Below are 26,759 nucleotides of genomic sequence, written 5' to 3'. Positions count from 1 at the left end.
AACATCAAATCACATCCCACCACTTCACAACGGCAAAGCGGTTGTTTCCGTGTACCGGCTTCACTTCGTGTGAAAAAAGTCCGTGGCTTGGGAATACTATCATCTCTCCGGCTTTTGGTTTATGAATAACCCTATCACCATTTGCGAATCTTAAATGACAAAACTCCACTTCCCCACCTTTATAATCATCATTTAAAAACATAAGGGTCGTAAGTTTTCTCTCAGGCTTTACCACCTTATACCCCACAAGCTTTCCGTTTTTAACAATTTCACTCGCATTATCGGCATGGCATTTGTAAAATCCGCCCTCTTTATATTCAAGTACTTGAAGCTCTGTACCTTTAAGAAAACTTACTCCGTAAAATTTCTCGACTTTTTCTTTAATAGCAAAAAAAGCTTTTTCAAAAACTTCTTTTATCTCTTTTGTAGGAGTATGAATAATCGTCTTTCTTATGCTTTCATCAAGACCGCTTCCTACAAGCTTGGCTTTATAATCACAATTACTTAAAGAATTCAATGCTCTTTTACACTCATCTTTTGAAACAAGATTTTCAAATACCAAAAAAGGATATTCGTTATAATGACTTGCAAGCGGATATTTCTCAAAATCCATCTGCCATATGTCATCCAACGCATATATCTTTTGACTTATAGGAACCATAGCCGCTCCTTAGTCAGATTTCATAATATGCGTTTTGACCTTTTGCTTTTAGGATTTTGTTTATTTGTACTCCGCCTTTTGCAAAAATTATATTTTCAGGTAAATTAAAATCATATTTTATCACTTTTTTATCAAAATTCTCTCTCACAAAACTTAACATAATATTATTACTCTTTGGATTTATATAAATATTTTCATCTCTTAAAAACTGAGAATTAAGGGCTTTTGTCTCTTTTGCAGTGACTACTTCAAAAGGCTTTTCGTTATATCTAAAATCTTCTGTTAAAAACTTGAATTTTCCGTTATCCGTAAAAAATTCATCACTGTACGGAGGTTTATCGAATATTTTTTTTCGGAATATTTCATCCCCTATTTTTTCCAAATCGGTATTTAAAATCTCTTCAATATATTCATCTTCGCTTTTTAAACCTTCAAATCCGAATTTTTCCATTAAATACTTTGTAAGCTCATATTCCGAAATTTTCTCCCCACCACTCAAAAATCGATTTGATTTTTGAGTGATAACAAACTCGTGAAAATAACTCCCCCTAACGTCTTTTTTTTCATAAAAATCTTTTGTAGGAATAAAAAGTGTGGCAATTCGTGCAGTTTCGTCCATATATTTTCCAAACACTATAGTGGTTTTTTCTTTAAGTTTTTCCCACTCTTTTCTATTTAAGAAACTCACAAGAGGATTTGCCGCCTGTATAAATACTGCGTCGTAATCATCAAGATTCACATCCCAAAGCGGCACTTGATTTTTATGATTTATTTTAAAAGGATTGTTTAGTCCGTATCCGCTGCTGCCAAGAAAAGCAACTCCCATCTTTTCTTTACCAAAATATCCAAGTAAGTTTGCAAGCGAGTCAATTGCCCAAGTTGTTTTCCAGCACTCTTTGCATTTTGCAACTCCAAGCCCCGTAAGAATTACGGCGCCATCTTTTAAAACTTCAAATAATTTCATTAATTTTTCATTATCTATTCCACATTTTTTCATTAATTCTTGCTTATCATAAGAAAAAACTATTTCTTTAAATTCTTCAAAATTATCTCCGTGCTTGTTATATTCACCGCTTTGAATTACAAGTCTTGAGAGCAAAATTGCAAGATAATAATCGCTGTTTGGTTTTACTTGAATGAAAAGATTTGAATTTTTAGCGGTTTTTGTTTTTATTGCATCGATTGTTATCGTAAATTTATCTTTTTTCATCGGTATCAAATGAATATTTGTAACATACGGATTTCTACCCCAAATTATCACATTTTTTGCGTTTTTAATTATCCACGTTGGCAATATAAGAGATTTTCCTCTACCTTTAATAATCCCCTCTTCCCCAAGTCCGTCACATGTGGAACCTATAGCAAAAGTTGCACCATAATGCTCAAAAAAAAGCTTTGTAATATTTTGCATAATACCCATATTGCCCGAGCCTTTTACAAATAGCACCCTTTTTGGCTCGGTGTTTTGCAAAATATTAGTTAATTTTTCAAGAGCCTCACTTAACATAATATTTTTACCATTGTATTTTGGAGTGCTTTCGGAAGGAAATTTGAAGTAATTATTAAGCTTCCAGCAAAGATACGGAGTAATTCCTTCACCTACAATACGCCCCAAAAAATCTGACGATTTTTCAGGGACCCCTTTTTTAATTTTCCATTTTCCATTTTCAATTTTACATTGACATGCGTCCCAACAATCAAGAGGACAAAACATCTTCCAACTCTTTCAAAAAATTAAGAACATTTTTATTGTGTTTATTTTCTTTTTTTGCTGCTTTAATTGCTAAAGATAAGTCAAGTTTTTTAGACTCATTGATTAATTTTTGTTTAAATTCATCCAAATATTCATTAACAACTTCCCAAACTATATTTTCATTAATTCCAAAATATTCATGAACTATAATATTTCTAAAATCTACGATTATTCTATAATCATTTTCTAAAAAATCATATTTTAAAAGTTTATTTGTTGCTTCGCCGATTATTTCCAATTCTCTAATTACTGCATCCCAACTTTTCTCATCATATAGCAATTCAGTTGCACTATTAAATGGTTGTATATAACGTTTTATTTTATCAATCGCAATAAATATATCTACCAAATAAAATTCCACATCCCTACACATATATAAGGTCTTTTTGGATTTTTTCTTTTATATACTCTCGTACGGAATTTTGCAACCCTAAATCCACTCGTCTTTTAAGTAAATTTTCCAAAAAATATTTGAGTTCAAAATAATTCTTAAAAGAACTTGGCATATCTACTATCAAGTCTATATCACTTTTTTCATTTGCCTCATTTCTTGAAAAAGAACCAAACAATGCAATTTTTTTAACACCAAATTTTTTTTTAAGATAAGCTTTATTTTCTAAAAGAAGCTTTAAGATTTCTTCTTTTGTCATTAAAAACCTTTTAAGAATTTATTTTAATTATACCATTTTCCTGAACTATTTTTTCTTCTTTTAAAAGAGTATTGATTGCGTATTTGAATGCTTTTTTGCTTATCCCAAAAACTTTTTTAATATCTTCAGGGTTTGATTTGGTGGTAAGGTTTATTGATTTAATTTCTTTAAGTTTCTCATAAACTTTATCTAAAACGTCATCTCTTGAGCCGATTTTTTGAAGTGAAAGATCGAGCTTTCCGTCAACTCTTACGTTTTTGACAAACGCTTTTTTCTTTTGCCCCACTCTTACGTCTTCAAATATTTCGTTATCAAAAAGCATACCCTCATACATATCATCCACTATACATTTGTATCCGAGTGGAGTTTTTGCGATTACTATTATTTTAACTTCATCGTTTATATCATAATTTTTCGCTTTTTTGATATGACGGGAAAGTTTAGAATCAAGCATAAGCCTATCTGTTTTTTCGTCATATACGATTTTACCTATAACGCTATCGCCCTTTTTAAGTTCTTTTTTCATATTTGCTAGAGGCATAAACAAATCTTTGGGCATTCCCCACTCAACAAATACTCCGAATTTTGTTACATCTACAACCCTAAATACCCCGAATTCCCCGTATTCGTATTTAGGTTTATCGGTGGTTGCAACGTATCTGTCCTCAGAATCGTTATAAATAAACACTTCTATTTCATCGCCTATTTTCATATCATCGGTTACGTATCTGTTCGGAAGCAAAACCGTATCCCCCTCAAGAGCTTCAAGATAAAGCCCTTGAGGAGTTTTTTTAGAGATTTTGAGTTTGTTTAGTGAGCCGAGTTTGAGATATTCTTCTATCATACGTTAAACCTGAAGTGCATCACATCCCCGTCTTGAACTACGTAGTCTTTACCTTCAAGTCTCATAGCTCCCGCTTCTTTTGCACCTTGTTCGCCGCCGTATTTTATAAAATCTTCATAGCTTATAACTTCCGCTCTAATGAAACCTTTTTCAAAGTCGGTATGAATAACTCCCGCAGCTTGAGGTGCTTTTGTACCTCTTTTGATAGTCCAGCTTCTAACTTCTATTTTCCCGGCTGTGAAATAGCTGATTAAATCAAGTTTTTCATACGCTTTTCTGATAATCTGATCAAGTCCGCTCTCTTTAGCGCCAAGGCTTTCAAGAAATTCTTTTTTCTCTTCATCACTCATATCAACCATCTCTTCTTCAAGCTTAGCGCATAGTTTTATCACTTCTCTTCCGTGTTTAGCAGCATACTCTTTTAAAGCTTTTACATATTCGTTATCTTCTGCAAGTCCTTCTTCATCTACGTTTGCGCCGTAAAAAATTTCTTTGTTTGTTAGGAAGTTAAGTTCTTTTTCGAGCACTTTAAACTCTTCTTCGTCTTTTTTAGGAAACGTTTTTACCGGATTTCCTTCAGCCAGCCACTCCATAAGCTCTTCTGCAAGTTCAAGTTGTTTTTTAGCTTCTTTGCTTCCTTTTGCTTGTTTTTGAAGTTTCGCTATTCTTTTTTCGAGTGTTTGCATATCCGCGTACAATAGCTCTTGTTCGATAATTTCAACATCTCTTATAGGGTCTACGCTGTTTTCGACATGAATTACATTCGGGTCGTCAAAACATCTCACCATATGCAAAATAATATCCGTCTCTCTAATATTTGCCAAAAACTGATTTCCAAGCCCCTCACCTTTGCTTGCACCCTTTACAAGCCCGGCGATATCTACAAATTCAATTGTTGAGTATTGTATTCTATCCGGATTTACGATTTTCGCAAGCTCTTCTATTCTCTCATCAGGTACCGGTACTATCGCTTTATTCGGCTCTATAGTACAAAACGGATAGTTTTGAGCTTCCGCATTTTGAGTTTTTGTCAGTGCGTTAAAAGTCGTCGACTTACCTACGTTTGGCAAACCTACTATACCTACTTTCATTTATTTCCTTTTTTTGATGAAATTATACCTTTTATTTGTATCTTTTGCTATGAAATGATTTTTTAAAATCTAATTACATAAAAACCATATTTTATATAAAGAAAAGAGATAATTTTTAACATAAAAAGAAGAAATCAGAGAGATTGAAGAAGACTTACTATCGTATCGACTCCGAATCCGCTTGCTCCGTAAGGATTATATCCCCACTCTTTTTCAACAAAAGCGGGTCCTGCTATGTCAAAATGAGTCCATTTATCTTTGTTTTCTTTTTCTATGAAGTTGCTTAGGAAAAGTCCGGCGGTCAAAGCTCCTCCGTATCTGCTGCTTGCTATATTACAGATATCCGCAACATTGCTTTTTAGAAGTTTTGGCAGATATTTATTAAACGGCAAGTATGCGAAGTGCTCTCCTCTTTTCTCTCCCGTTTCAATCGCTTTTTGGATAGTGTTTTTATTAAAGCCCATAACTCCGGCAGTATATTCACCAAGGCCTACGACACAAGCACCTGTTAATGTCGCAAAATCCATTATTTTATCAAAGTCTTTTATATTCTCTTGCGCATAACACAGACAATCAGCAAGTACAAGTCTTCCCTCGGCATCAGTATTTCTGACTTCTATCGTTTTTCCGTTTTTTGCTTTAAGTACGTCGTCTGGTTTGTAAGCGTTACCGCCTATCATATTTTCCGCCGCACCAAGTATTGCGTGAACTTCAATATCAAGCCCAAGCTCGCTTATGGCTTTTATGATTCCAAGAACGGTTACGGCTCCGGATTTATCGCTTTTCATAGTCACCATATAATCGCTCGGTTTCAAACTAAGCCCACCGCTATCGTAAGTTAGACCTTTTCCGACAAGTACGATTTTTTTCTTCGGATTTTTCGGTTTATAAGTTAGATGAATAAGTCTTGGAGGATTTGCGCTTGCTTTTCCTACCGCATAAAAAGCTCCGTATCCGTTCTCTCTTAGCCACTCTTCGTCATAAATTTTACAATCAAGTTTATTTTCTTTTGCTACTTCCTCGGCAATCGCAGCAAGTTTTGCAGGTGTAATTTCATCCGGCATAGAGTTGATTATATCTCTTACGAAACATATAGCATTCGCTCTGATTTTAGCTTCTTTGATGACATCTTCAAAGTCTCTTTTCGAATTGATAGCCACTTTTTGAATTGGATGTTTTGCTTTTTCGCTTTTATATTTATCAAATTCATAATCACCTAAAATAAATCCTTCAAAAAAACTTAAAAGCAAATCTTTATCTTTAGTATTCGGAGGAGTGATTTCTACACTTTCAAATTTATAATTTTTAAGCGCTTTTATGATTTTCGCAGTTGCCGTTTTTAAGTTTTCGCTATTAATTTCATCGATTCCGACATAAATTCTTTTTTTATCCGGAAGTACCAAAACTTCTCCGTCTTTGCCGTTAAATCCGTACTCTTCGAATTTTTTGCTACCATTTACAACTATTTCAGCCTTAATTTGACCTTTTCCTTTAATAAATTCCATATATCCTCCTTAGCTTTCTTCTTTTTTGTTTATATACCACAAAATTCCCCAAACAACAGCTAAAAACATAATACCGAAATACCAGTGTTGTTTTAGCCATTTTAGAAATTCGAGTAACTGCTCTCCGAAAATATAACTCGGAATAATCGTAACACTCGCCCATACAAAGGCACTTATAAAGTTAATAATCGCATATTTTTTAGGGTCGTATCCCAAAACTCCGATAGTCATAGGAATAATCGTCCTCATTCCGTAAATAAATCTTTGAATAAATATCACCCAACCGCCGTATTTTCTAAGAAGAAGACGTGCTTTTGCGAATTTTCTTCTATGGGCGTTGAGCTCTTTTAATACCCAATTTTTATTAAATCTTCCCAAATAATAATATATTTGGTCTCCTATAAATCCACCAAGAGCCGCTACAACAATAGCAACCCAAAGGTTCATATCACCCGTATGTGAAAGTATCCCGGCCATTACAAGACCGGTTTCACCTTCCATTATCGACCAAATGAAAAGAATTATATAACCGTATTCTTTTAAAAGATTGATTAAATTATCTTCGCTAAAAAAATCTTTTATATCGCTAAGATTAAAGCCGTATAAAAGAGTAGCGAAAACTAAAAAAAGAAAAATCCACTTCTTCATACTAATCCTCAAAATGAAGTAGATTTTTCGCTTGCATCATATCCTTATCACCGCGACCGGATAGATTGACTATTACAAGTTTATTTTCTATATCTTTTAATTTTTTTAGATAAGCTACGGCGTGTGAGCTCTCAAAAGCCGGAATTATTCCTTCTTTTTGGCTTAGCCACACAAACGCGTCAAGTGCTTCTTCGTCGGTTATATAATCGTATTTTACGTTTCCTTTTTCAAAATGAAAGGCGTGTTCGGGTCCGATTCCCGGATAATCAAGACCGGCACTGATACTATGAGCTTCTAAAATTTGGCCGTCTTCATCTTGAAGCAGATAGCTCATTTGTCCGTGAAGTACCCCGGGAGCTCCGGCATTTAAGCTTGCTCCATGTTTTCCGCTCTCAATCCCTAAACCTCCTGCTTCAATACCTATACACTCGACGTCTTCCTCTTCAAGAAAATGAGAAAAAATACCCATTGCGTTACTTCCACCGCCGATACAAGCTATGACATAATCCGGAAGTCTTCCTTCTTTTGCTAAGATTTGAGCTTTTGCTTCGTATCCGATAATCGCTTGAAAATCCCTAACCATCATAGGATAAGGATGAGGTCCCGCAACCGTACCGATTACATAAAATGTATCTCTTGCATTTGTCACCCAATATCTGATAGCTTCGTTCATTGCGTCTTTTAAAGTTCTGCTGCCGCTTTTTACCGGATGTACTTTTGCTCCCAAAAGTTTCATTCTAAATACGTTAAGTTCTTGTCTTTTTACGTCTTTTTCACCCATAAAAATTTCACATTCAAGCCCCAGCAGTGCCGCAGCCGTCGCAGTAGCCACTCCGTGCTGTCCGGCTCCCGTCTCGGCAATCACTCTTTTTTTACCCATTTTTTTAGCAAGAAGAACCTGTCCTATCGTATTATTTACTTTATGAGCTCCTGTATGGTTTAAATCTTCTCTTTTAAGATAAATTTTTGCGTTTAATTCTTCGCTTAAATTAGGAGCGTAATACAAACCTGTAGGTCTTCCGATATACTCTTTGTAATAATAATCCATCTCTTTCCAAAATTCTTTATCAAACCTGACGTTTCTATAAAACTCCTCAAGTTCCAAAAGCACCGGCATTAACGTCTCAGGTACGTAACGTCCTCCGAATTTATCGAAATGACCTCTCTCATCCGGGTCGAAAATTGGCTTTGGTATATACATCAACTTTTCCTTTTTTTAATATTTCACAAGACTATCGACATCAACCCCGAGCTCTCTTATTTTATCGGCACCATCAAGAAAAGTAAGCTCAATCAAAAACGCTGCGGCAACTACGTCGCCACCTATTTTTTGAATAAGTTTTATAGCCGCTTCAGCCGTACCTCCGGTGGCTATTAAATCATCGACAAGTAAAACTTTAGGGTTTTTTATATCCTTAAAAGCGTCTATATGAATCTCTATTTCGTCAAATCCGTACTCAAGCGCATATTTTTCAGCAATCGTAGTATATGGAAGTTTGCCTTTTTTTCTGAGAGGTACGAAACCTTTTTTGATTTTTGCAGCTATTGCGGCACCGAATATAAACCCTCTGCTTTCAATTCCGCATACGAAATCTACATTTTCATATTTTTTTGCAAAATAATCGATAACTTCGCTAAAAAGTTCTCCGTCGTTTAGCAAGGTTGTGATGTCTTTAAAAATTATTCCTTTTTTAGGATAATCGGGGATATCTCGAATGGAGTTTTTTACTCTTTGGGCCAAATCCATAATTTTCTCCTTATTCACCCGAAAAAGGGCGAATTATTTAACTTTTTCTATATAATCTCCGCTTCTCGTATCTACTTTGATTTTGTCACCCTCTACGATATGACATGGCACGGTTACAACCGCTCCAGTTTCAAGTTTTGCGGGTTTTCTACAAGCTCCACTTCTGTCTCTATTGCTAACAGGTTGAGTTTCAACAACCTCAAGCACTACTTGCATAGGAAGTTCCACTCCGATTACTTTTCCGTTGTGAAATAAAATATCAACTTCCATTCCCTCAAGCAAAAATCCTTTGCTCTCTTCAAAAACTTTTACATCCACAGGAAGCATTTCGAAAGTTTCGTTATCCATAAAATAATAGATATCGCCTTCATTGTATGAATATTGATATTTTCTTCTCTCAAGATTAGGCTCATCAGCTTTATCACCTGCGTGGAATGTTTTTTCTATAACTCTTCCGTCAATTAGGTTTTTAAGCTTAGTTCTTACAAACGCAGCACCTTTTCCTGGTTTTATATGATGATATTCGATAATTTTATAAGGAATACCGTCAAGTTCGATGTTTAGGTATTTTTTTAAATCGCTCATACTATATGCCATTTTGTCTCCTTTATTTTTTATCTAAACTAACTCACAATTTCACAACTTCACTATTTCCTCAAATCTCCGCATACCCTACGCTTAACGCCGCTTTTAAGTTTCTAAGTTCGTTTAATACTTCTTCGTTTACATCGTTATCTACGATAATAACCGCCATTGCTTGACCTTCTTTGTTTCTACCGAGTCTAAAGTCGGCAATATTGATATTATATTTCGCAAGAGTCATACCGACTTCTCCGATTACACCCGGTACGTCGGTGTTTTTGAAGAAGATCATTTTGCCTTTTGGTTCGAATTCCAAATCAAAACCTTTAAACTCCACGACTCTCGGATGATTTTCAAGCATAGTACCGCTTATTGAATATTCTCCCTCATCCGTAATTACCTTAATATTTACAAGATTTTTATATGTTTCGTTTTTGCTTGATTTCGCTTCCGTTTTGATACCTTTTTCATTAGCTAAAAATTCGGCATTTACATAATTTACATTATCAGTAATATTTTGAAGAAGCCCCACAAGCGCAAAAGTCATAACGGATTTATCTTCTTTGCTGATATCACCGCTTAAATTCACTTTTACTTTTTTGATAGGTTTATTAATGATTTGGCTTAAGATATATCCCATTTTTTGAGATAGTTCCAAATATTTAATCACCCACTCAGGCGTATTTGCGGTATTGATAGGAAGATTCAAAGCATTAGGATAACTGCTTCCCCTAAGCGCTTCGATAATTCCTTCTGCCGCTTGAATTGCGATTCTCTCTTGAGATTCTTTTGTGTTCGCACCGATATGAGGAGTTACCGATGTATTTTCAAGCTCGAAAAACGGATGGTCCGTTACGGGTTCTTTTTCGAATACGTCGATACCAAGCCATCTGATTTTTCCGCTTTTTAGCCCTTCATATACGTCTTTTTCGTTATAAAGCCCACCTCTTGCGCAGTTGATAAGCACTACGCCGTCTTTCATTTTTTCTATCTCTTTTTTTGTAATCATATTGATAGTTTCAGGCGTTTTAGGCGTATGAATCGTAATAAAATCACATTTTAAAATTTCATCAAAATCCGTCGTATATTTACATCCCAAATCAGTAGCTTTGCTCGGGTCGATATAAGGGTCGTATGCAATTACGTCCATTTCAAGAGCTTTCGCTCTTATTCCTACGCGGCTTCCGATATTACCGAAACCTATAATTCCTAGTTTTTTTCCTGCAAGTTCGATTCCGAGCCATTTTTCTCTGTTCCATTCGTGCTCTTTTTTAAGGTTCCATACCGCATTCGTAAAACTTCTCGCAGCTGTCAATAAATGAGCCATAGTAAGCTCAACAGCCGCCAAAGTATTGGCAGTAGGCACGTTCATAACGATAATACCTCTTTTGCTACACGCTTCGATATCTACGTTATCAACACCAACACCGGCTCTAACTATCGCTTTTAGTTTTTTTGCGTGAGAGAGGAATTTTTCATCAACAGGAGTCGGACTTCTCGTAATTACCCCGTCAGCATCTTCGATAACTTTTAAAAGCTCGTCTTTTGGAGTTCTGCTCGCATCTACAACCTCGATATCTTTTGCTTTTTTTAATACTTCAAATCCCGCGGGATGAATCGGATCGCAAACTACTACTTTCATTCATATCCTTTGTTTTAGTTTTTGTAATTTTATTTTGAAATTATACTCTTTAAATAAATTTATTACCCTATCAGCCTCGGCTAAATTTCTAAAAAGAATATAAATTTTTATTCCGTTTTTGTCTTCTATCATAGAAAACGGAATATTTTGCGATTTCAAAAGCTCTTTTACGTTAAAAAGCGTAAATTTATCATTTACGTCAATTTCGACTTTGTATATTTCAATATACCTAAAATCTCTAAAATCCACACTCATATACGCTATACGAGCCGGAAAATCATACTTCGTCTCAAGCTTAAAATCGTTTAAAACTTTAACTTTTTTTTCTTTTTTTTCAACTTTTTGAGTTTGAAACGACTTTTCGGGAGTTGAAATTTTAACATAAACAAACCCGAGAATTAAAACTATCAAAAGCGAAAGAGAAGCAATTATAATTTTCATTCACTAAGCTTAATTCTTTCGCCGTTAATTTCAATTATTTTTCCGATAAAATCATCGCCGATTTCGTACTCTTTTGAATAATCTTCTTTTCTAACAAGCGCTTCTACGTCCCCAAGGTCGATAAACATACCGAAATCAGTAATATATTTAACTTTTCCTTGAATCTCATCTCCAACGACATGATTTTGAGCAAAAATATCATAAGGGTTTTGCATCGCATCTTTTCTTGAAACGATAACTTTGTTTTCTTCAGGAATTATCGTTACTACTTTAAACTCAAGCTTATCTCCGATTTCAAAAATATCGCTCGCTTTTTCACCTTTTTTATAAGATGCGAATTTGTTAGGCAATAATACGCTTATTCCGTCCACTTCCACAAAAGCCCCGACGTTTATAAATTTAGTAATTATTCCTTCCACTACATCGCCTACGTTATATTTTTCGGCGAATTTGCTTGCAGGTTTTTCCAATAGATTTTTTCTTGTAACTCTTAGTCTCTCTTCTTCAGGATTTATTTCAACGATTTCCACTTCAATTTCTTCACCCAACGTCAAATCGTTTATCCCGTCCCAATTTATTTCGCTGATATGTAAAAAGCCTTCCACTCCGTTTCCAAGGTCTACAAACGCTCCGTAATCGGTAATATGAGATACCGTCACTTTAATTCTATCTCCGATATTTAAGTTTTTAACTTCTTCCCATGGATTCGGAAGCGCTTTTTTAATAGAAAAAACTCTTCTTTCAGGGTCGATTAATACGACCTCAATCTCATCACCCTCGTCGAAATATTTTCTATGGTCTATTTTTTTATAAAAAATTTCATCTTTAGGAACAAATCCGCTGATTCCGTCGATATCAATTACAAGACCGCTCGGTTTTACTTTTGTAACTTTTGCCGGAATAATCTTATCTTTTAAAGCTTCGACTTTCTCTTTTACTTCGTTTAGATACGCTTTTCTATCTACCACTACCGAATTTTGCTTGAATTCCTTGACTTTTGCTTTAATAATTTTGCCTATTACGCTTTCGTCTTCTTTTAGACCGCTAAGGCTTTTAGGAAGAAAATACTCAACTCCGTCCTTATTGCCTACAAATCCCCCCTTAATCAATTTTTCAATCTGAAACTCAACCACATCTCCGATTTTTAGCTCATTCATGTCATTTCCTTTATCTTTGAGATTATTTTTTCAACCAACCACTCAGGCGTAGAAGCACCCGCACTAATACCGCACAACTTTTTGTTTTTAAACCACTCGGGGTTCAGTTCGTCTTCGCTTTCGATTAAATAACTCTCACAATTCTCTTTTGCGATATTATAAAGTTGTTTGGTATTCGAAGAGTTTTTACCGCCTACAATAATCATTATATCCGCTCTTTTACTAAGCTCTCTTACGGCGTCTTGATTTTCGAATGTCGCATTACAAATGGTATTGAAAACTCTAACTTCTTTATAATTTTCAATCAAATAATTGGTAATTTTCAAATAATCGCTAAGTTTTCTCGTAGTTTGCGCGACGGTGGCTATTTTTTCTCTTAATCTTTTATCTTTTAATTCATCCGGAGTCAAAACCACATAGACTCTATCGTGAACGGCATAGCTCATAACACCTTTGATTTCAGGATGGTTTTTGTCTCCGAAAATAACGATATCATATCCTTGTTTACTCATCTCTTCGACTATTTCTTGAGGCTTTTTAACAAAAGGACAAGTAGCGTCTATTACTTCTACGTTTTTCTCTTTTAGTTTTTGAAGTTTGTCTTTAGGAATTCCGTGAGTTCTGACAATAACTCTTTTGATATTTTCGTCTATTTCATCAATATTATTAACATATTTGACATTATAATTTTCAGCAAGTCTTTGAATTTCAAGAGGATTATGAATAAGAGGTCCTAAAGTTACGGCATTTTGAGAGTTTTCAGCAATTTCTACAGCTCTTCTAACTCCAAAACAAAACCCGTAACTTTTAGCTTTTTCAATTTTCATCTATTATCCTATAGTCTGCTATTTTAGAAAAGAGTTCGAAAAATCCGGGAAAAGAAGTATTGATACTTTCGGCTTTGTCAATTTCCATGCCGCAAAGAAGTCCTAAAATCGCAAAACTCATAGCGATTCTATGGTCGCCGTGAGAGTCGATTTCGGCTTTTTTAGGAGTTCCGCCGATAATTTCATACCCGTCTTCAAATTCATTCGCTTCGATTCCGCAATTTCTAAGTCCGTTTACTACGGTAGAGATTCTATCGGACTCTTTTACTCTTAGTTCTTTTGCGTTTTTTACTACGCTTTTGCCCTCGGCAACGGCCATAGCCATCGCAAGTGCCGGGAGTTCGTCTATAAGCCAAGGAATATTTTTCGAAACTTCTACGCCTTTTAACTCTTTTCCTTTTACGATGATATCACCGATAGGCTCGTATTTATTCTCTTTTTCTACATATTCTATTTCCGCACCCATTTTTTCAAGTACTTTGTAAGCTTCGATTCTCGTAGGATTTAATGTAACGTTTTCAATAATAGCAACCGACTTCGTTATAGCTGCGGCAACGGCAAAGAAAAACGCGCTGCTCGGGTCGTTTGGTACGGTAATAACAAGAGGTTCAAGTGGTTTTGAAAGAGGTTTTATAAATACTTCGCAACTCAAATCGTCATTTATTTTCGTCTCAATTTCCGCACCCATTCCCTTAAGCATTCTTTCGGTATGGTCTCTACTTAAAAACGGCTCTTTATAATGAGATTCGCCATCTGCGTTAAGCCCAGCTAAAATCAGCGCAGATTTAACTTGAGCCGACGCTATTTTACTTTCGTAATCAAAGCTTTTAAGCTCTCCTCCCCTTACAGCAAGAGGAGCTAAATTTCCGTTATCTCTTCCGTCAATTTTAGCACCGATACTTCTTAGAGGATTTGCAACTCTTGCCATAGGTCTTTTTCTAAGGTATCGGTCTCCGGTTAAAACGAAAAATCCGTCGATTCCGGCCAAAAGCCCCATATATATTCTAATAGTCGTACCGCTGTTTCCGCAATATAGTACGTCGTTTGCTTCTTGAAGTTTTTTAGGAGCTTCTATTTTAATAGTTTCGCCGTCATCTTCAACTTTAGCACCCAAAGATTCGGCGATTTTTAAAGAATTGAGAGTATCTTCGGCTCTTAAATAATTTTTTATAACGTTTTGACCGGAAGTTAAAAGAGAGAAAATCGCACATCTGTGCGATATTGATTTGTCAGCGTCTACTTTAAACTTTTCTTCGAATTTTTTACCGCTAATAACCTCTAATATCATCTAAGCTTTATCCCTTTCGCTTCTAAGACAGATAAAATTTTTTCCATTATATCATTAATTTCTTTTTCTTGTAAAGTAGAATCCTCTTTTTGTAACACAAATCTGATAGAAAGTGAGTTATTTTCACCCAAATCAAATATATCGAACGGATAAAACTCTTTTAATTCCTCAATATTCAATGAGTTGATAATATCCGCTACATCTTTATAGCTCATATCTTTACTAACCACAAGACTTAAGTCTCTTGTAACTTTAGGGAATTTAATAATATCTTCGGCCTCTTTTTTAACTTTTTCAAGTTTATCAAGCTCGATTTCCGCAAAATAAGTATCGTCTATTTCGAAATCTTTCGCAACTTTAGGATGAAGTTTGGCAACTACGCCGATTACTTTACCGTCTTTAAGAATTTTTGCGTTTTGATACGGATGCGCTATCGGATGAGAATCGTTCGGTAATAATTTGATATCTCCGAAAATCTGAGATAATTTATCCACTATAAATTTAAAATCCACTTTTGCAGGTTTTCCGTGATTTACCGGATTTTCGTAATCGCTTTGTCCGTTAACTACAAAAGCGATACTTTGTTTTTCGTTTCTTTGTTTATCATAAACACTACCGCTACTGAAAAGATAAATTCTTTTATATCCGTTTGCTTTGTTTCTTGCGATATCTTCAAGAAGTTGTAAAAGAATTGTACTTCTTAGAGTATCGAGCTCTTTTACAATCGGATTTAACAAATCAAGATTATCTTCAACAGTCTCGAATCCGTATTTTTGAAGTCTCTCTTTATCATCAAATACGAAATGAAGCACTTCATAAAATCCGTTTGCCACGGCTTTTAGTTTTAATTCATTTAAAAAGTCGATATTTTCCAAAACTTCGTTCGTTCTGTCAGCTTCCACGAAATGAAGAGGTTTGCTCGGAATTTCGTCAATTCCGTAAATTCTTAAAACTTCTTCCGCGATATCTTGAATATTTTCTATATCGCTTCTAAATAGAGGTACTTTAACTTTTACACTCGTCTCAGTAATAGCTTCGATAGAAAATCCTAATTTTTTGAGAATTTCAACTATCTTTTTCTCATCTATATTTTCCCCGATAATAGAATTAAGCTCGTCAATATCTACATTGATAATTTTCTCTTTCATATCGATTGAGAGGTCAATATCCCCGCTAAATACAGGCAAGTCAAGTTCATTAAGTAAATAATCGACTCCGAATCTCAAATTCGGCTCGCTTCCTCTGCTCGCACGGAAGAAATAATCATCCGTTTTGAGATTTTTCAAAAAGACGATTTCACTGACATATTTAGGGTCGATATAGTTGGCATTTACGATATATTTCCCGCTCTCTTCTACATTTATTTCGTTTCTGATACCCACATAATATTTTCCGTAACACTTAAATACGTCAACTCCGTCCTCATCGTCAAGCTCGATACTTCCTACGTTACCTCCGACAAGAAGCACTCCCGTTGCGTGCATTGCATATTTTATAAATTTATCGAATTCGCTTTTGGCTTCAAGTTCTACAAGAGCAAGTCTGTAGTCGATTTTTAGTTTAGAATTTATTTTTCCTTCAAACGCTCTTATTAAATGAGAAGAGTGTTTGGCTTCGTTTTTTTCCACTTTTACTATTCTACCGATACCCTCTTGTAACTCTTCACATTCGAATTCAAGGCTTTTTAAATCTCTATTTAATCCCGCACTAAGCTCTCTTGCGATTCCGTAAATACTAAAACAATCACCTCTATTCGCAGTTACTCCAAGCTCGATAACCTCATCATTTAGATATTTTCCTGCATATTCTCCGATTTTCAGCTCTCCTAAAGAATCGTCCATTACCAAAATTCCCTCGTGAAAATCAGGAAGTCCGATTTCTCTTGCTGCACAAATCATACCGAAACTCTCAACTCCTCTGAGTTTCGCTTTTTTGATTTTAAAATCTCCCGGAAGTACCGCTCCGATTTTGGCAACAGGTACTTTTTGTCCTGCCGCTACGTTGCTTGCTCCGCAAACGATTTGTAGCTCTTCATCTCCCACATTTACTTTACAAACGTTTAATTTATCGGCATCGGGATGTTTATGACACTCGATAACCTCTCCTATTACAACTTTTTGAGGCACTTCGATTTTTTTATATCCCTCTACCTCTTGTCCGATTCTATTTAGCGTATTAATTATCTCTTCAGTTGAAATTCCGTCTAAATCGATAAATTCCTCAAGCCATCTTCTTGTCACTATCATTTGAACTGCTCCATTAGTCTGATATCTCCCTCGTACATACTTCTTAAGTCGTTAATTTTATTTAAAAGCATCGCAAATCTCTCAACCCCAAGACCGAATGCATATCCGCTTACGTTTTCATATCCTACGGCTTTGAATACGTTAGGGTCCACAACACCGCACCCCAATACTTCAAGCCATCCGGTTTGCGAACACACCCTACATCCTTTTCCTTCACAGAATATACAACTGATATCTACTTCGGCACTCGGTTCCGTAAACGGGAAAAACGAAGGTCTGAATCTGACCTTTACATCCCCGAACATATGAACCAAAAACGCTTCGAGTATGAATTTCAAATTCGCAAAACTCACTTTTCCTTTTTCATCTACCACAAGCCCCTCTACCTGATGAAACATAGGCGTATGAGTTAAGTCGTAATCTCTTCTGAAAACAGCTCCCGGACTTATAATTCTAATAGGCGGTTTTTGTTTTAGCATAGTTCTTATTTGTACGGGAGAAGTGTGAGTTCTAAGAAGACTTCCGTCTTTGAAATAAAAAGTATCTTGCATATCTCTTGCAGGGTGATATTTCGGAAGGTTCAGGGCTTCGAAATTGTGAAAATCGTCTTCCACTAAAGGCCCTACTTCAACAGCAAAATTCATTCTTGTAAAAAATTCGATAATTTTATTCATAGTATCCGTAATAGGATGTATAGCACCCGTAGGTTTGGGATTGAATAAAGTAACGTCGATTTTTTCGAGTTTTAATTTCTCTTCAAGTAGTTTTTCTTCAAGCTCTTGTTTTTTTTGAGCAATTAAATCGAGAGCTTTTTCTTTTAATTCGTTAAGCTCTTTTGCGACCTTTTTTTTCTCTTCCGGAGCTAAATTTTTAAGCTCTTTAAATTTTTGAGTGATAATTCCGTTTTTACCAAGCAGTTTAACTCTGATTTTTTCAAGTTCATCCAAACTCAGCGCTTTGCTAATCTCGCTTAAATCCACCAAAACTCCTTAAAATTTTTGGATATAATACCAAAAAAAAAGGAGCCTTTCAATGGAGTGTATTTTCTGTAAAATCGTAAATGGTGAGATTCCGAGCAATAAAGTTTTGGAAAACGATAAATTTTTAGCATTTCACGATATCAATCCCATAGCACCTATTCACGTGCTTATCATCCCAAAAGACCATTATGAAAAATTCGACTCCACTCCTGTGGAATTACTGCCTGAAATGGCCGAATTTATAAAAGAAGTGGCAAAAGAACTTAATATTACCGATTACAGATTAATCACAAACAACGGAAAAGGTGCGGGACAAGAAGTTTTTCATTTGCATATCCATATGGTCGCAAATCCAAACGGCAAACTTTTATGGCCTAAACTTGCGTAATTAACACAAAAGAAACATAAAAAATATAAACTTTCGAAAAAAAGGAAACGTATGAAATATGTCGGAGCCCACGTAAGCGCCGCGGGAGGTGTCGAAAACGCCGTTAAAAACGCCGTAGAAATCGGCGCTAACGGATTTGCGCTTTTTACTAAAAACCAAAGACAATGGTTTGCAAAACCTCTAAGCGAAAAAAGTATTACAAAATTTAAAGAATGGATGCAAGAGCACGGATTCAATGCCGATGCCGTTTTGCCTCATGATAGTTATCTTATCAATTTAGGACATCCTGAAGTCGAAAAAAGAGAAAAATCACTTGAGAGTTTTATTGACGAAGCAAGAAGAGTCGAGCAGTTGGGACTTAAGTATCTAAACTTTCACCCCGGCAGTCATCTTAAAAAAATTAGTGAAGAAGAGTGTCTTGATTTGATAAGCGAGAGTGTAAATCACGCAATAAAAGAGACGGAAAGTTGCGTTTTCGTTATCGAAACGACTGCCGGACAAGGTAGCAACTTGGGATATAAATTCGAACATTTGGCGTATATTATCGACAAAATCGAAGATAAAGAGAGAATCGGAGTATGTATCGATACGGCTCATATATTTGCCGCCGGATACGATATCAGAACAAAAGAAGCATACGAAGCGACAATGAAAGAATTTGATGAAATAGTAGGTTTTAAATACCTAAAAGGAATGCATATAAACGACTCAAAAGCCAAATTCGCAAGTCGTGTGGATAGACACCACTCTTTAGGAAAAGGCGAAATAGGAATCGATGCGTTTAAATTCATAATGCAAGATGAAAGAATCGACAACATACCTTTGGTACTTGAAACAATCGAGCCTGAATTATGGCCGGAAGAGATAAAAATGCTAAGAAGTTTCGAAAATGTATAAGTACCTGCATATCTACCAAACACCAAAGCTTAGCGGCTCTATCGATATTAGCGGAGCCAAAAATTCGGCACTTCCGGCCATAGCGGCTACTATTTTGGCAAAAAACGAACCGACACTCACAAACGTCCCGGAAGTTGCGGACGTTAAGACGCTTCTTAAGCTTTTGAAAATTTTAGGAGCGAGTTTTGAATTTGAAAACAACACTTTAAAAATCGACACCTCCACTATCAACAACACAACCGCGGTTTATGAAATAGTAAAAACGATGAGGGCTTCGATTTTGGTACTCGGTCCGCTGCTTACGAGATTCGGAGAGTGTAAAGTTTCGCTGCCCGGAGGATGTGCAATAGGTGCAAGACCGGTGGATTTACACCTAAAAGCACTTGAGAGAATGGGAGCGGATATTACGATAGAGGGCGGTTATATTCACGCAAGAGGAAAGTTAACGGGCAGTGATATCGTTTTTGATAAAGTAACCGTTACGGGTACGGAAAATATCCTTATGGCGGCTGCTCTTGCTAAAGGGAAAACAAGAATAATCAATGCCGCAAAAGAGCCTGAAGTCGTACAGCTTTGCGAAATATTACAAAACGCAGGCGTAGAAATAGAAGGTATAGGCAGCGATGAGATTTTAATAACCGGAACTGACGGAGAACTTTTGGATTTTAAAACCGCAAGAATAATCCCGGATAGAATAGAAGCCGGAACTTACCTTTGTGCCGGAGCTATTACAAATTCTCAAATAACGATTAAAAAAGCAAATCCGAACCATTTGGAAAGTATTTTGATAAAGCTAAACCAAATGGGATTCGCAACGGAAATTGATAACGACGAAATTACGATAAAACCGGCAAGAAAAATAGAACCGGTAAATATTTCTACTACCGAATATCCGGGATTTCCTACGGATATGCAAGCTCAGTTTATGGCGATTGCAACTCAAGCTGAGGGCGTTAGTATTATTGAAGAGAGACTTTTCGAAAACCGCTTTATGCACGTGCCGGAACTAAACAGACTCGGAGCGGATATAAGAATTCAAGGCAAAATCGCAACTATTTACGGCCCGAAAGAGCTCATAGGAGCCGACGTAATGGCAACTGACCTTAGAGCAAGCTCGGCACTCGTTTTAGCCGGACTCATAGCCGAGGGTGAAACAAAAGTGCATAGAATTTATCATCTTTTTAGAGGTTATGAAAAACTGCTTGAAAAATTCAGAGCCTTAGGGGCTCAAATGGAACTAAAAGAAGAGCCTAATCCTTAAGAATCTCAAAATAAATCTTCGCCACTTCTTCTCTTTTTAACTCTTTTCCCAAAAAATACTCCATAGCCAATACGCCTTGATATACCAACATATCAAGTCCCGTTTTGGTTTTGAGATTATATTTTTTAGCAAGCGCTAAAAACGGTGTCTCTTTTCCGTAAATTACGTCAACGGCATATTTCGCATTTGAAAAAAGTTTATTTAAAATCTCTTCGGGTGCCGGGAGATTATCGTCGTTTAGGCCGGCTGAAGTGGTATTGATTATCAAATCGTATTTGAAATTATCGATATTATCCCAGGTAAAGGTTTTTTTGTTTTTTTGTTTGAAATATTCAAGTCTGTTTGCCGAGCGGTTTAGTATATCGGCTTGCGGCAATACAAGACTCAAAGCCTTAGCCGTACCGCCCGCACCGATAATAAGCACACTTTTATAATCAAACTCCTTTATAGCTTCTAAAAATCCGGGTGCGTCGGTATTGTAGCCTATTATTTTATCTCCCTCTTTTACAAGAGTATTAACCGCTCCTATCTCTTTTGCAATACCTCTGACTTCATCGCATAGCTTAAACGCCCACTCTTTATGAGGCACAGTTACGTTCGCACCTTTTATTTTCAGCTCTTTAAATTTTTCAATTATTTTAGAGCCCTCTTTTAGATGATATCTGCCGTAACATTCGTCAATTTTTTCTTTTTTAAAAAAATAATTATGCATCAAAGGCGACTTGCTATGACTTACAGGGTCTCCGAATATCAAAAACATCTCTCTCCTTATCTGATAAGATAAAAATAGAACTCTTCCCCGTCAAAATAAAATTTAACCTCAATACCTTTTCTATTAACGACGATATTTTGTAAATTTTCTATTTCGTCAAAAACTTTCGGAAGCGTAAGATTTATATCGACATCGTATTTTTTAAGCTCTCTTTTTACGTTACCTACTATTATATTCGCAAACTCACCGACCATATCGACTAAGTCTTCTTTGCTTTGGTACTCTTCTCCAAGCAAAATTTTACTAATTCTTCGTGATAATTTTTCCGTAAAAATCAAAATCATAACTCCGTCATTATCTCCGTAAAACCCGATAGAGCTCGCTACGTAATCTTTACTCGTATCAAGAGTAACTTCTTTGATGTTAGGAGGCTCTTTTGTCGCGGTAACTCCCGTCATAAGCTCAACGGTCGAAATAGTAGCGTTTACGAAATACGGCAATATTTTTACGAAATCTTTGGTGATTTTTTTTGCTCTTTTATAAATAACGTCGTTTGATTCAAGAGCGTCTTTATACTCTTCGGAATTTAAAAGCTCTTCTTCATTTGCAAAAAACATAAACCCGACATCTTCCAAATCTTCCAAAAGATTTTTTTGTATATTTTTCGCATTTAATCCTACAATCGCCAAAAGAGCTCCGTATTCGGCACCTTCGACCCCAAGCTTACTTAAAAACCTGACGGCATGAACGTTTAGACCTTTTACTTGGTTCATATCAAATACAAAAACCCTAAATCCGATTAATAAATTACGCCTGAAATATTCTATATCGAACATATTCGGAAGATTTGCGTCCAAAAAGTTATCGAAATAAAAATAAACTACCCCGTTTTTTACGACCGCTCCCACTCTATTCGAAATTTTAGTAACAAACGATTCTTTAATAATTACGCCGTCTTTGCCTTCCTCTTCGTTGTTAATAACCTTGGGGTTATAACCTTTTTTAACGAGATAATAAATTAACATATTTTTGTTTTGGTCGTCTTTTATACAACAAAGATAAATTGGCTTTTCCTCTCTATAGTCATCATCGCAAAATATTTTTTCTATATGTTCGTTTTCGAAAAAGTGAAAAAAGCAGTTTTTTAAATTACCGATAATCGTTTTTATGTTTTTGTTTGCATTAAAAATACAACCTTCGATATTTTTTTTATAAAGCATTTCGAAGATATCGTTCATAAACCGAATGGCGTTCATATTCGCACTTATGATTTTTGAAAAATCGATACTTACGTATTTGACGCCTTTTTTTTCAAAAAGCGAAATATCGGCGGGAGTGATAATCTCTCCTACCGCTTCGGCGTCTAAAAAACCTTGAGGTTTATAATAAACTTTTTTACCTTGAAAACTTCTAATTACCCCCATCTAAATCCTTTAGAGTGGCAACCAACGCTCCGAGTTTGTTATTGACCTCTTTGTATTCGAGTTCAGGCTTGCTATCGGCAACGACACCGGCTCCGGCTTGAAAAATCACTTCGTCATCTTTTATAAGAGCCGTTCTGATCGTAATTGCGCTATCCATATTTCCGTCAAAACCGAAATATCCTATACTTCCTGCGTAATATCCTCTTTTTAGACCTTCGTATTTTGCTATTAGCTCCATCGCTTTAATTTTAGGAGCTCCGGTCATCGTACCGGCGGTGAAAGTCGCTTTAAATAAATCGAACATATCGTATTTGCTATCAAGTTCGCCTACGACGTCGCTTACCATATGCATAACGTGAGAATATCTCTCAACCCTCATAAGCTCTTCGACTTTCACACTTCCGGCTTTTGCTACACGACCGACATCGTTTCTTCCGAGGTCAACGAGCATGATATGTTCCGCTACTTCTTTAGGGTCGTTTATCATATCATGTTCCATTTCCAAATCTTCTTTGAGCGTCGCGCCTCTTTTTCTTGTTCCCGCTATCGGTCTTAGCAAGATTAAATCGTCATTTAATCTTACCATTACCTCAGGAGAACTTCCTACAATAGCAAAATCGTCAATATCCAAATAATATAAATATGGAGACGGGTTTTTACTTCTCAGTTTTCTATAAAAACTGAATCTATCGACTATCGCTTTTACTTTTAATCTGTTTGAAAGTACGATTTGGAATATATCTCCGGCTTTGATGTTTTCTTTGGCGTTTTTTACCATTTCAAAAAATTTTTCTTTACTAAATACGAATTTAGGCTCTTCTAAGATTTTAGCCGGCTTAATAGGTAGGTGTTTATAAGTCGAGTTTATCGAATCTCTTATGACATAAAGGTGTTTTTCGTACTTTTCGTCATTGATTATTACCGTAAGTTCCGAAGATTTATGAGAAAAACCTACGACTATTTTAGGTCTTATCATATAAAGGTCTGGAATGTCGGTTTCATCTTTTAAATTATCCATTACGGGCTTTAAGACAGGCTCGAAAACTTTTACCATATCATAACCGATATACCCGACAAATCCGTCAACAAAACCGATTTTAAGTTCACGAGAGAGTTTTTTATATTTTTCTTTGTCGATTTTCGAATAGTACTCTTTAAAAAAAGAAAAAGGATCTTTATCTAAAACTTCCTCTTTTTCTCCGTCAAAATAGTAAGTTTTATAATCTTTATACGATACTCTCTCTTTTTCGCCTATAAAAATAAAAGAGTAGTTTCCGTCGGTATTGTTTATAACACTTTCGAAAAGAAACATTCTCTCGCTCGGAAAAAGAGAAGAGAGGGTATTATAAATTGCAATCGGTGAAAACTCATCAACTAAAAACTTATCAAAAACCATTATTTCGCCTTATAAATAAATGCGTTTTGAGTTACTTCTCTTTTGATTTTAGCAAGTGCTCTTTTAGCATCGCTTCTTGTTTTATAAGGACCTACCAAAATTTTCGTAACTTTGATTTTTTCGCCGTTTTTTACGATATACGTATGAATGTATTTGTAATTGAATCCGTATTTTTTTAGCAATGCCAAGAATTTTTTATTAGGTTTTGCGTTTTTAAGAAGTGCCGCTACTTGAACGTAATATTTTCCGTACGCAACTTTTTTAGGTTTCGTAGTAACCGCAGGTTTTGTTACTTTTACGGGTTTTTTTGTGATTTTTTGAGTTTTTTGCTCTTTTGCTTGAGGTTTTTCGTTTTTAACCGGCTCTTGAGTTACTTGAGGTTTAGGTTTTTGAGTTTGAGTGTTGTTTTGAGTCGTATTAGTTTGAGTTGCAGCCGGTGTTTGAGCGTTAGTATTTGTTTTTGCGTTATTTTGAGTATTTTCATTAACGTTTTGATTTTCATTTTGATTTGCGTTTTGATTAGCCGTATTCTCATTTGCCGTCTCGATCGGTAACGGTTTAAACTCTTCTTGAGGTTTAATCTCTTTTTCAGTTTTTGGTTGAGGCGGTAATATTTCGTTATTTTTTCCGCTGCTCATATTTTGAAAAATAGCCACGGCAATTACTATAATTATAAAAATTAAAAAACCTATAGCCGCGTAAATCAGAGGCTTTTTCATATCCTTTTTAGGATTGATATTTAATAAATCGTCATTTTTCATTGTTACTCCTTACATATGTCGAGCCCAAGAAGCTCCTCTTTCTTTTTTATATAGTTCATAAGGCAGGTTTAAAATATTAAACTCGCTTGGCAACTCGTCAGTTGGAAAAACTCTCCATTGCTTAGGCAATTTCGTCGCAAGTTTCATCGAAAGAGCTTTTCCAAGCTGGATTGCTTCTGCAACGGTCGTATGTCCTTTGTGGATATAAAGATGTAAATGACCTCTTGTTTTGGAGTGATACGCAGTAAAATTCAAAAATCCCTCTTCTCTTAAAAGCAAACTCGCCCTATTCCAAAATCTCTCCGGGTCTATTCCGTTATAATCAAAAACGATATTTTCAACGATATTTCTTTGTCTGTTGATTAAATCGTGAGCTATGATTTTTTTTCTTTCAATATGTTCGTTCATTACTTGAAGAGTTAAAGGTCTTTCTATTTTTTCGTACTTATCGAAAAAAGTTCTGCCTTTGTAGTTGATTTTGGTAACGATTTTACCTCTGTATTCGAAGTAGTAGTTTCTATTCATTTTTATCATTGCGATATCTACGTTATAAGCCAAAACGTCTCCTTTTTATGCCCCAAATAGGGGAAAAAATTAATAAGTAGGTCTGTCGTAAATTACGAATTTGCTTGCAAGTTCTTTAAGTTCTGCCGCAACTTTATCTTGAAGTTCGAGGTTATAAATATCATCAAGAACATCTGCGATTTTGTTCGCTATAAATCTGAACTCTTCTTCTTTCATACCTCTTGCCGTAAGAGCCGGGCTTCCGATTCTGATACCCGAAGTTACAAAAGGACTTCTTTTCTCACCAGGAACAGTGTTTTTATTTACAGTAATTCCGGCTCTTCCAAGTGCCTCTTCGGCTTCTTTACCGCTGAATTCTTTATTTAAGAAACTTACAAGTACAAGGTGATTATCAGTACCGCCGCTTACAAGGTCATAACCTCTTTCCAGCAATACTTCAGCAAGCGCTCTTGCGTTTGCTTTTACTTGTTTTGCATAATCTTTCCAGCTATCTTGAAGATTCATTTTAAATCCTACCGCTTTTGCCGCGATTACGTGTACAAGCGGTCCTCCTTGGATTCCAGGGAAGATTGCGCTGTTGATTTTTTTAGCGTATTCTTCGTTATTTGTAAGAATAAGTCCTCCTCTTGGTCCTCTTAAAGTTTTGTGAGTCGTAGTTGTCACAACGTCACAATGAGGGAATGGATTCGGATGCTCACCAGCAACCACAAGTCCTGCGATATGTGCAACGTCCGCCATTAAAATAGCACCTACTTCATCAGCAATTTCTTTGAATTTTGCAAAATCTATTTCTCTTGGATACGCACTCGCACCGCAAACTAACATTTTAGGTTTTACTATTTTAGCGATATCTCTTACTCTATCATAATCGATTCTACCTGTTTTTTCGTCGATTCCGTAAGAGAAAGAGTGATAATGTTTACCTGAAAAGTTTACTTTCGCACCGTGAGTTAAGTGTCCTCCGTTGCTTAAGTCCATTCCTAAAAGTTTTTCAAGAGGTTTCATCAGCGCAACATACACCGCTCCGTTTGCTTGGCTTCCCGAGTGCGGTTGAACGTTTGCGTATTCGCATCCGAAAAGCGCTTTTGCTCTGTCAATTGCAAGTTGTTCGATCATATCCGCATATTCACATCCGCCGTAATATCTTTTTCCGGGATATCCTTCAGCGTATTTATTTGTAAAAACGCTTCCCATAGCTTCCATTACTTCCGGAAGAGTGAAGTTTTCAGAAGCGATCATTTCAAGATGATTCGTTTGTCTCTCAAGCTCTTTTTCCAAGATTGAATAAACGTCTTGATCGTAATTTTTAAGTAAACTCATATAATCTCCTTTT

At 35.8% G+C, this 26,759-nt stretch carries 27 protein-coding genes; 3 read left to right on the top strand and 24 right to left on the bottom strand.

The window, feature by feature from the left end; all coding sequences use genetic code 11:
• Nucleotides 1-4 precede the first annotated feature (4 nt).
• The 18 genes from EDC58_RS01785 to pheS all read right to left on the bottom strand — a co-directional run bounded on the left by EDC58_RS01785 (nucleotide 5) and on the right by pheS (nucleotide 18,062).
• Nucleotides 5-661 (bottom strand): 2OG-Fe(II) oxygenase, encoded by a 657-nt coding sequence (locus EDC58_RS01785; protein ID WP_123351789.1) that lies wholly within the window; start codon nucleotides 659-661, stop codon nucleotides 5-7.
• 13 nt (nucleotides 662-674) lie between these two features.
• Nucleotides 675-2,375, bottom strand: coding sequence for a molybdopterin-dependent oxidoreductase (locus EDC58_RS01780; RefSeq protein WP_123351788.1), 1,701 nt, complete (start codon nucleotides 2,373-2,375; stop codon nucleotides 675-677).
• Complete coding sequence (locus EDC58_RS01775) at nucleotides 2,359-2,763, bottom strand: HepT-like ribonuclease domain-containing protein (protein WP_211325209.1); 405 nt, start codon at nucleotides 2,761-2,763, stop codon at nucleotides 2,359-2,361. Before EDC58_RS01775 ends, EDC58_RS01780 begins: the two co-directional genes overlap by 17 nt.
• A gap of 16 nt (nucleotides 2,764-2,779) precedes the next feature.
• On the bottom strand, nucleotides 2,780-3,064 hold the full coding sequence (locus EDC58_RS01770; RefSeq protein WP_123351786.1) for a nucleotidyltransferase family protein: 285 nt from the start codon (nucleotides 3,062-3,064) through the stop codon (nucleotides 2,780-2,782).
• A 10-nt stretch (nucleotides 3,065-3,074) separates the two neighbouring features.
• A complete protein-coding gene (locus tag EDC58_RS01765; RefSeq protein ID WP_123351785.1) occupies nucleotides 3,075-3,908 on the bottom strand; it encodes a CvfB family protein in 834 nt (277 codons plus the stop codon).
• Nucleotides 3,905-4,999: a redox-regulated ATPase YchF gene (ychF, locus tag EDC58_RS01760; RefSeq protein ID WP_123351784.1), complete on the bottom strand. Its 1,095-nt coding sequence runs from the start codon at nucleotides 4,997-4,999 to the stop codon at nucleotides 3,905-3,907. Before ychF ends, EDC58_RS01765 begins: the two co-directional genes overlap by 4 nt.
• A gap of 134 nt (nucleotides 5,000-5,133) precedes the next feature.
• Complete coding sequence (locus EDC58_RS01755; protein WP_123351783.1) at nucleotides 5,134-6,504, bottom strand: leucyl aminopeptidase; 1,371 nt, start codon at nucleotides 6,502-6,504, stop codon at nucleotides 5,134-5,136.
• Between the two features lie 9 nt (nucleotides 6,505-6,513).
• A complete protein-coding gene (locus EDC58_RS01750; protein WP_123351782.1) occupies nucleotides 6,514-7,152 on the bottom strand; it encodes a DedA family protein in 639 nt (212 codons plus the stop codon).
• Between the two features lies 1 nt (nucleotide 7,153).
• Nucleotides 7,154-8,353, bottom strand: coding sequence for a tryptophan synthase subunit beta (gene trpB / locus EDC58_RS01745; RefSeq protein WP_123351781.1), 1,200 nt, complete (start codon nucleotides 8,351-8,353; stop codon nucleotides 7,154-7,156).
• 15 nt (nucleotides 8,354-8,368) lie between these two features.
• The gene (locus tag EDC58_RS01740) at nucleotides 8,369-8,899 is read right to left on the bottom strand and encodes an adenine phosphoribosyltransferase (RefSeq protein WP_123351780.1); all 531 of its coding nucleotides are present in this window, start codon (nucleotides 8,897-8,899) and stop codon (nucleotides 8,369-8,371) included.
• 33 nt (nucleotides 8,900-8,932) lie between these two features.
• On the bottom strand, nucleotides 8,933-9,496 hold the full coding sequence (gene efp, locus EDC58_RS01735) for an elongation factor P (RefSeq protein ID WP_123351779.1): 564 nt from the start codon (nucleotides 9,494-9,496) through the stop codon (nucleotides 8,933-8,935).
• Nucleotides 9,497-9,554: 58 nt separating this feature from the next.
• Nucleotides 9,555-11,123, bottom strand: a complete 1,569-nt coding sequence (gene serA / locus EDC58_RS01730; protein ID WP_123351778.1) for a phosphoglycerate dehydrogenase — start codon at nucleotides 11,121-11,123, stop codon at nucleotides 9,555-9,557.
• Nucleotides 11,124-11,564, bottom strand: a complete 441-nt coding sequence (locus tag EDC58_RS01725) for a hypothetical protein (protein WP_123351777.1) — start codon at nucleotides 11,562-11,564, stop codon at nucleotides 11,124-11,126.
• Nucleotides 11,561-12,721, bottom strand: coding sequence for a S1 RNA-binding domain-containing protein (locus EDC58_RS01720; protein ID WP_123351776.1), 1,161 nt, complete (start codon nucleotides 12,719-12,721; stop codon nucleotides 11,561-11,563). The genes EDC58_RS01725 and EDC58_RS01720 overlap by 4 nt, the downstream gene beginning before the upstream one ends.
• A complete protein-coding gene (locus tag EDC58_RS01715) occupies nucleotides 12,718-13,548 on the bottom strand; it encodes a 4-hydroxy-3-methylbut-2-enyl diphosphate reductase (RefSeq protein ID WP_123351775.1) in 831 nt (276 codons plus the stop codon). Before EDC58_RS01715 ends, EDC58_RS01720 begins: the two co-directional genes overlap by 4 nt.
• Nucleotides 13,538-14,836 carry a 3-phosphoshikimate 1-carboxyvinyltransferase gene (gene aroA, locus EDC58_RS01710; RefSeq protein WP_123351774.1) on the bottom strand — a complete coding sequence of 433 codons (1,299 nt, stop codon included), beginning with the start codon at nucleotides 14,834-14,836 and terminating at the stop codon, nucleotides 13,538-13,540. Before aroA ends, EDC58_RS01715 begins: the two co-directional genes overlap by 11 nt.
• Nucleotides 14,833-17,082, bottom strand: a complete 2,250-nt coding sequence (gene ytpR / locus EDC58_RS01705; RefSeq protein ID WP_123351773.1) for a YtpR family tRNA-binding protein — start codon at nucleotides 17,080-17,082, stop codon at nucleotides 14,833-14,835. Before ytpR ends, aroA begins: the two co-directional genes overlap by 4 nt.
• The gene (pheS, locus tag EDC58_RS01700) at nucleotides 17,079-18,062 is read right to left on the bottom strand and encodes a phenylalanine--tRNA ligase subunit alpha (protein ID WP_244939579.1); all 984 of its coding nucleotides are present in this window, start codon (nucleotides 18,060-18,062) and stop codon (nucleotides 17,079-17,081) included. Before pheS ends, ytpR begins: the two co-directional genes overlap by 4 nt.
• 52 nt (nucleotides 18,063-18,114) lie before the next feature.
• Between pheS and EDC58_RS01695 the strand changes: the two genes are divergently transcribed.
• From EDC58_RS01695 to murA, 3 genes are read left to right on the top strand one after another with little or no spacing between them, the layout of a single operon-like run.
• A complete protein-coding gene (locus tag EDC58_RS01695; protein WP_123351771.1) occupies nucleotides 18,115-18,450 on the top strand; it encodes a histidine triad nucleotide-binding protein in 336 nt (111 codons plus the stop codon).
• A 51-nt stretch (nucleotides 18,451-18,501) separates the two neighbouring features.
• Nucleotides 18,502-19,347, top strand: coding sequence for a deoxyribonuclease IV (nfo, locus tag EDC58_RS01690; RefSeq protein WP_123351770.1), 846 nt, complete (start codon nucleotides 18,502-18,504; stop codon nucleotides 19,345-19,347).
• The gene (murA, locus tag EDC58_RS01685) at nucleotides 19,340-20,608 is read left to right on the top strand and encodes a UDP-N-acetylglucosamine 1-carboxyvinyltransferase (protein ID WP_123351769.1); all 1,269 of its coding nucleotides are present in this window, start codon (nucleotides 19,340-19,342) and stop codon (nucleotides 20,606-20,608) included. The genes nfo and murA overlap by 8 nt, the downstream gene beginning before the upstream one ends.
• On the opposite strand, the gene EDC58_RS01680 is transcribed toward murA, so the two are convergent.
• Genes EDC58_RS01680 through EDC58_RS01655 form a run of 6 tightly spaced genes read right to left on the bottom strand, consistent with a single transcriptional unit; the run spans nucleotide 20,598 to nucleotide 26,746 of the window.
• On the bottom strand, nucleotides 20,598-21,368 hold the full coding sequence (locus EDC58_RS01680; protein WP_123351768.1) for a shikimate dehydrogenase: 771 nt from the start codon (nucleotides 21,366-21,368) through the stop codon (nucleotides 20,598-20,600). The two genes, murA and EDC58_RS01680, sit on opposite strands and share 11 nt — an antisense overlap.
• An 8-nt stretch (nucleotides 21,369-21,376) precedes the next feature.
• On the bottom strand, nucleotides 21,377-22,744 hold the full coding sequence (locus EDC58_RS01675; protein WP_123351767.1) for a chemotaxis protein CheX: 1,368 nt from the start codon (nucleotides 22,742-22,744) through the stop codon (nucleotides 21,377-21,379).
• On the bottom strand, nucleotides 22,731-24,140 hold the full coding sequence (locus EDC58_RS01670) for an anthranilate synthase component I family protein (RefSeq protein ID WP_123351766.1): 1,410 nt from the start codon (nucleotides 24,138-24,140) through the stop codon (nucleotides 22,731-22,733). Before EDC58_RS01670 ends, EDC58_RS01675 begins: the two co-directional genes overlap by 14 nt.
• Nucleotides 24,140-24,901, bottom strand: a complete 762-nt coding sequence (locus EDC58_RS01665) for an SPOR domain-containing protein (RefSeq protein WP_123351765.1) — start codon at nucleotides 24,899-24,901, stop codon at nucleotides 24,140-24,142. The genes EDC58_RS01670 and EDC58_RS01665 overlap by 1 nt, the downstream gene beginning before the upstream one ends.
• 9 nt (nucleotides 24,902-24,910) lie before the next feature.
• The gene (locus EDC58_RS01660; RefSeq protein ID WP_211325208.1) at nucleotides 24,911-25,459 is read right to left on the bottom strand and encodes a DUF1882 domain-containing protein; all 549 of its coding nucleotides are present in this window, start codon (nucleotides 25,457-25,459) and stop codon (nucleotides 24,911-24,913) included.
• A 36-nt stretch (nucleotides 25,460-25,495) separates the two neighbouring features.
• The gene (locus EDC58_RS01655; protein WP_123351764.1) at nucleotides 25,496-26,746 is read right to left on the bottom strand and encodes a serine hydroxymethyltransferase; all 1,251 of its coding nucleotides are present in this window, start codon (nucleotides 26,744-26,746) and stop codon (nucleotides 25,496-25,498) included.
• Nucleotides 26,747-26,759: the final 13 nt, after the last annotated feature.

The sequence above is a fragment of the Caminibacter pacificus genome, assembly GCF_003752135.1.
Classification (GTDB): domain Bacteria; phylum Campylobacterota; class Campylobacteria; order Campylobacterales; family Nautiliaceae; genus Caminibacter; species Caminibacter pacificus.
Note: the sequence above shows the minus strand (reverse complement) of the source record. Positions and strands in the feature narration are given on the sequence as shown.

Excerpts from the sequence above, each read along its gene's own strand:
- EDC58_RS01785 (WP_123351789.1), bottom strand. The coding sequence starts at position 661 with ATGGTTCCTATAAGTCAAAAGATATATGCGTTGGATGACATATGGCAG.
- EDC58_RS01780 (WP_123351788.1), bottom strand. The coding sequence starts at position 2,375 with ATGTTTTGTCCTCTTGATTGTTGGGACGCATGTCAATGTAAAATTGAA.
- EDC58_RS01770 (WP_123351786.1), bottom strand. The coding sequence starts at position 3,064 with ATGACAAAAGAAGAAATCTTAAAGCTTCTTTTAGAAAATAAAGCTTAT.
- EDC58_RS01765 (WP_123351785.1), bottom strand. The coding sequence starts at position 3,908 with ATGATAGAAGAATATCTCAAACTCGGCTCACTAAACAAACTCAAAATC.
- ychF (WP_123351784.1), bottom strand. The coding sequence starts at position 4,999 with ATGAAAGTAGGTATAGTAGGTTTGCCAAACGTAGGTAAGTCGACGACT.
- EDC58_RS01755 (WP_123351783.1), bottom strand. The coding sequence starts at position 6,504 with ATGGAATTTATTAAAGGAAAAGGTCAAATTAAGGCTGAAATAGTTGTA.
- EDC58_RS01750 (WP_123351782.1), bottom strand. The coding sequence starts at position 7,152 with ATGAAGAAGTGGATTTTTCTTTTTTTAGTTTTCGCTACTCTTTTATAC.
- trpB (WP_123351781.1), bottom strand. The coding sequence starts at position 8,353 with ATGTATATACCAAAGCCAATTTTCGACCCGGATGAGAGAGGTCATTTC.
- EDC58_RS01740 (WP_123351780.1), bottom strand. The coding sequence starts at position 8,899 with ATGGATTTGGCCCAAAGAGTAAAAAACTCCATTCGAGATATCCCCGAT.
- efp (WP_123351779.1), bottom strand. The coding sequence starts at position 9,496 with ATGGCATATAGTATGAGCGATTTAAAAAAATACCTAAACATCGAACTT.
- serA (WP_123351778.1), bottom strand. The coding sequence starts at position 11,123 with ATGAAAGTAGTAGTTTGCGATCCGATTCATCCCGCGGGATTTGAAGTA.
- EDC58_RS01725 (WP_123351777.1), bottom strand. The coding sequence starts at position 11,564 with ATGAAAATTATAATTGCTTCTCTTTCGCTTTTGATAGTTTTAATTCTC.
- EDC58_RS01720 (WP_123351776.1), bottom strand. The coding sequence starts at position 12,721 with ATGAATGAGCTAAAAATCGGAGATGTGGTTGAGTTTCAGATTGAAAAA.
- EDC58_RS01715 (WP_123351775.1), bottom strand. The coding sequence starts at position 13,548 with ATGAAAATTGAAAAAGCTAAAAGTTACGGGTTTTGTTTTGGAGTTAGA.
- aroA (WP_123351774.1), bottom strand. The coding sequence starts at position 14,836 with ATGATATTAGAGGTTATTAGCGGTAAAAAATTCGAAGAAAAGTTTAAA.
- ytpR (WP_123351773.1), bottom strand. The coding sequence starts at position 17,082 with ATGATAGTGACAAGAAGATGGCTTGAGGAATTTATCGATTTAGACGGA.
- EDC58_RS01695 (WP_123351771.1), top strand. The coding sequence starts at position 18,115 with ATGGAGTGTATTTTCTGTAAAATCGTAAATGGTGAGATTCCGAGCAAT.
- nfo (WP_123351770.1), top strand. The coding sequence starts at position 18,502 with ATGAAATATGTCGGAGCCCACGTAAGCGCCGCGGGAGGTGTCGAAAAC.
- murA (WP_123351769.1), top strand. The coding sequence starts at position 19,340 with ATGTATAAGTACCTGCATATCTACCAAACACCAAAGCTTAGCGGCTCT.
- EDC58_RS01680 (WP_123351768.1), bottom strand. The coding sequence starts at position 21,368 with ATGTTTTTGATATTCGGAGACCCTGTAAGTCATAGCAAGTCGCCTTTG.
- EDC58_RS01675 (WP_123351767.1), bottom strand. The coding sequence starts at position 22,744 with ATGGGGGTAATTAGAAGTTTTCAAGGTAAAAAAGTTTATTATAAACCT.
- EDC58_RS01670 (WP_123351766.1), bottom strand. The coding sequence starts at position 24,140 with ATGGTTTTTGATAAGTTTTTAGTTGATGAGTTTTCACCGATTGCAATT.
- EDC58_RS01665 (WP_123351765.1), bottom strand. The coding sequence starts at position 24,901 with ATGAAAAATGACGATTTATTAAATATCAATCCTAAAAAGGATATGAAA.
- EDC58_RS01655 (WP_123351764.1), bottom strand. The coding sequence starts at position 26,746 with ATGAGTTTACTTAAAAATTACGATCAAGACGTTTATTCAATCTTGGAA.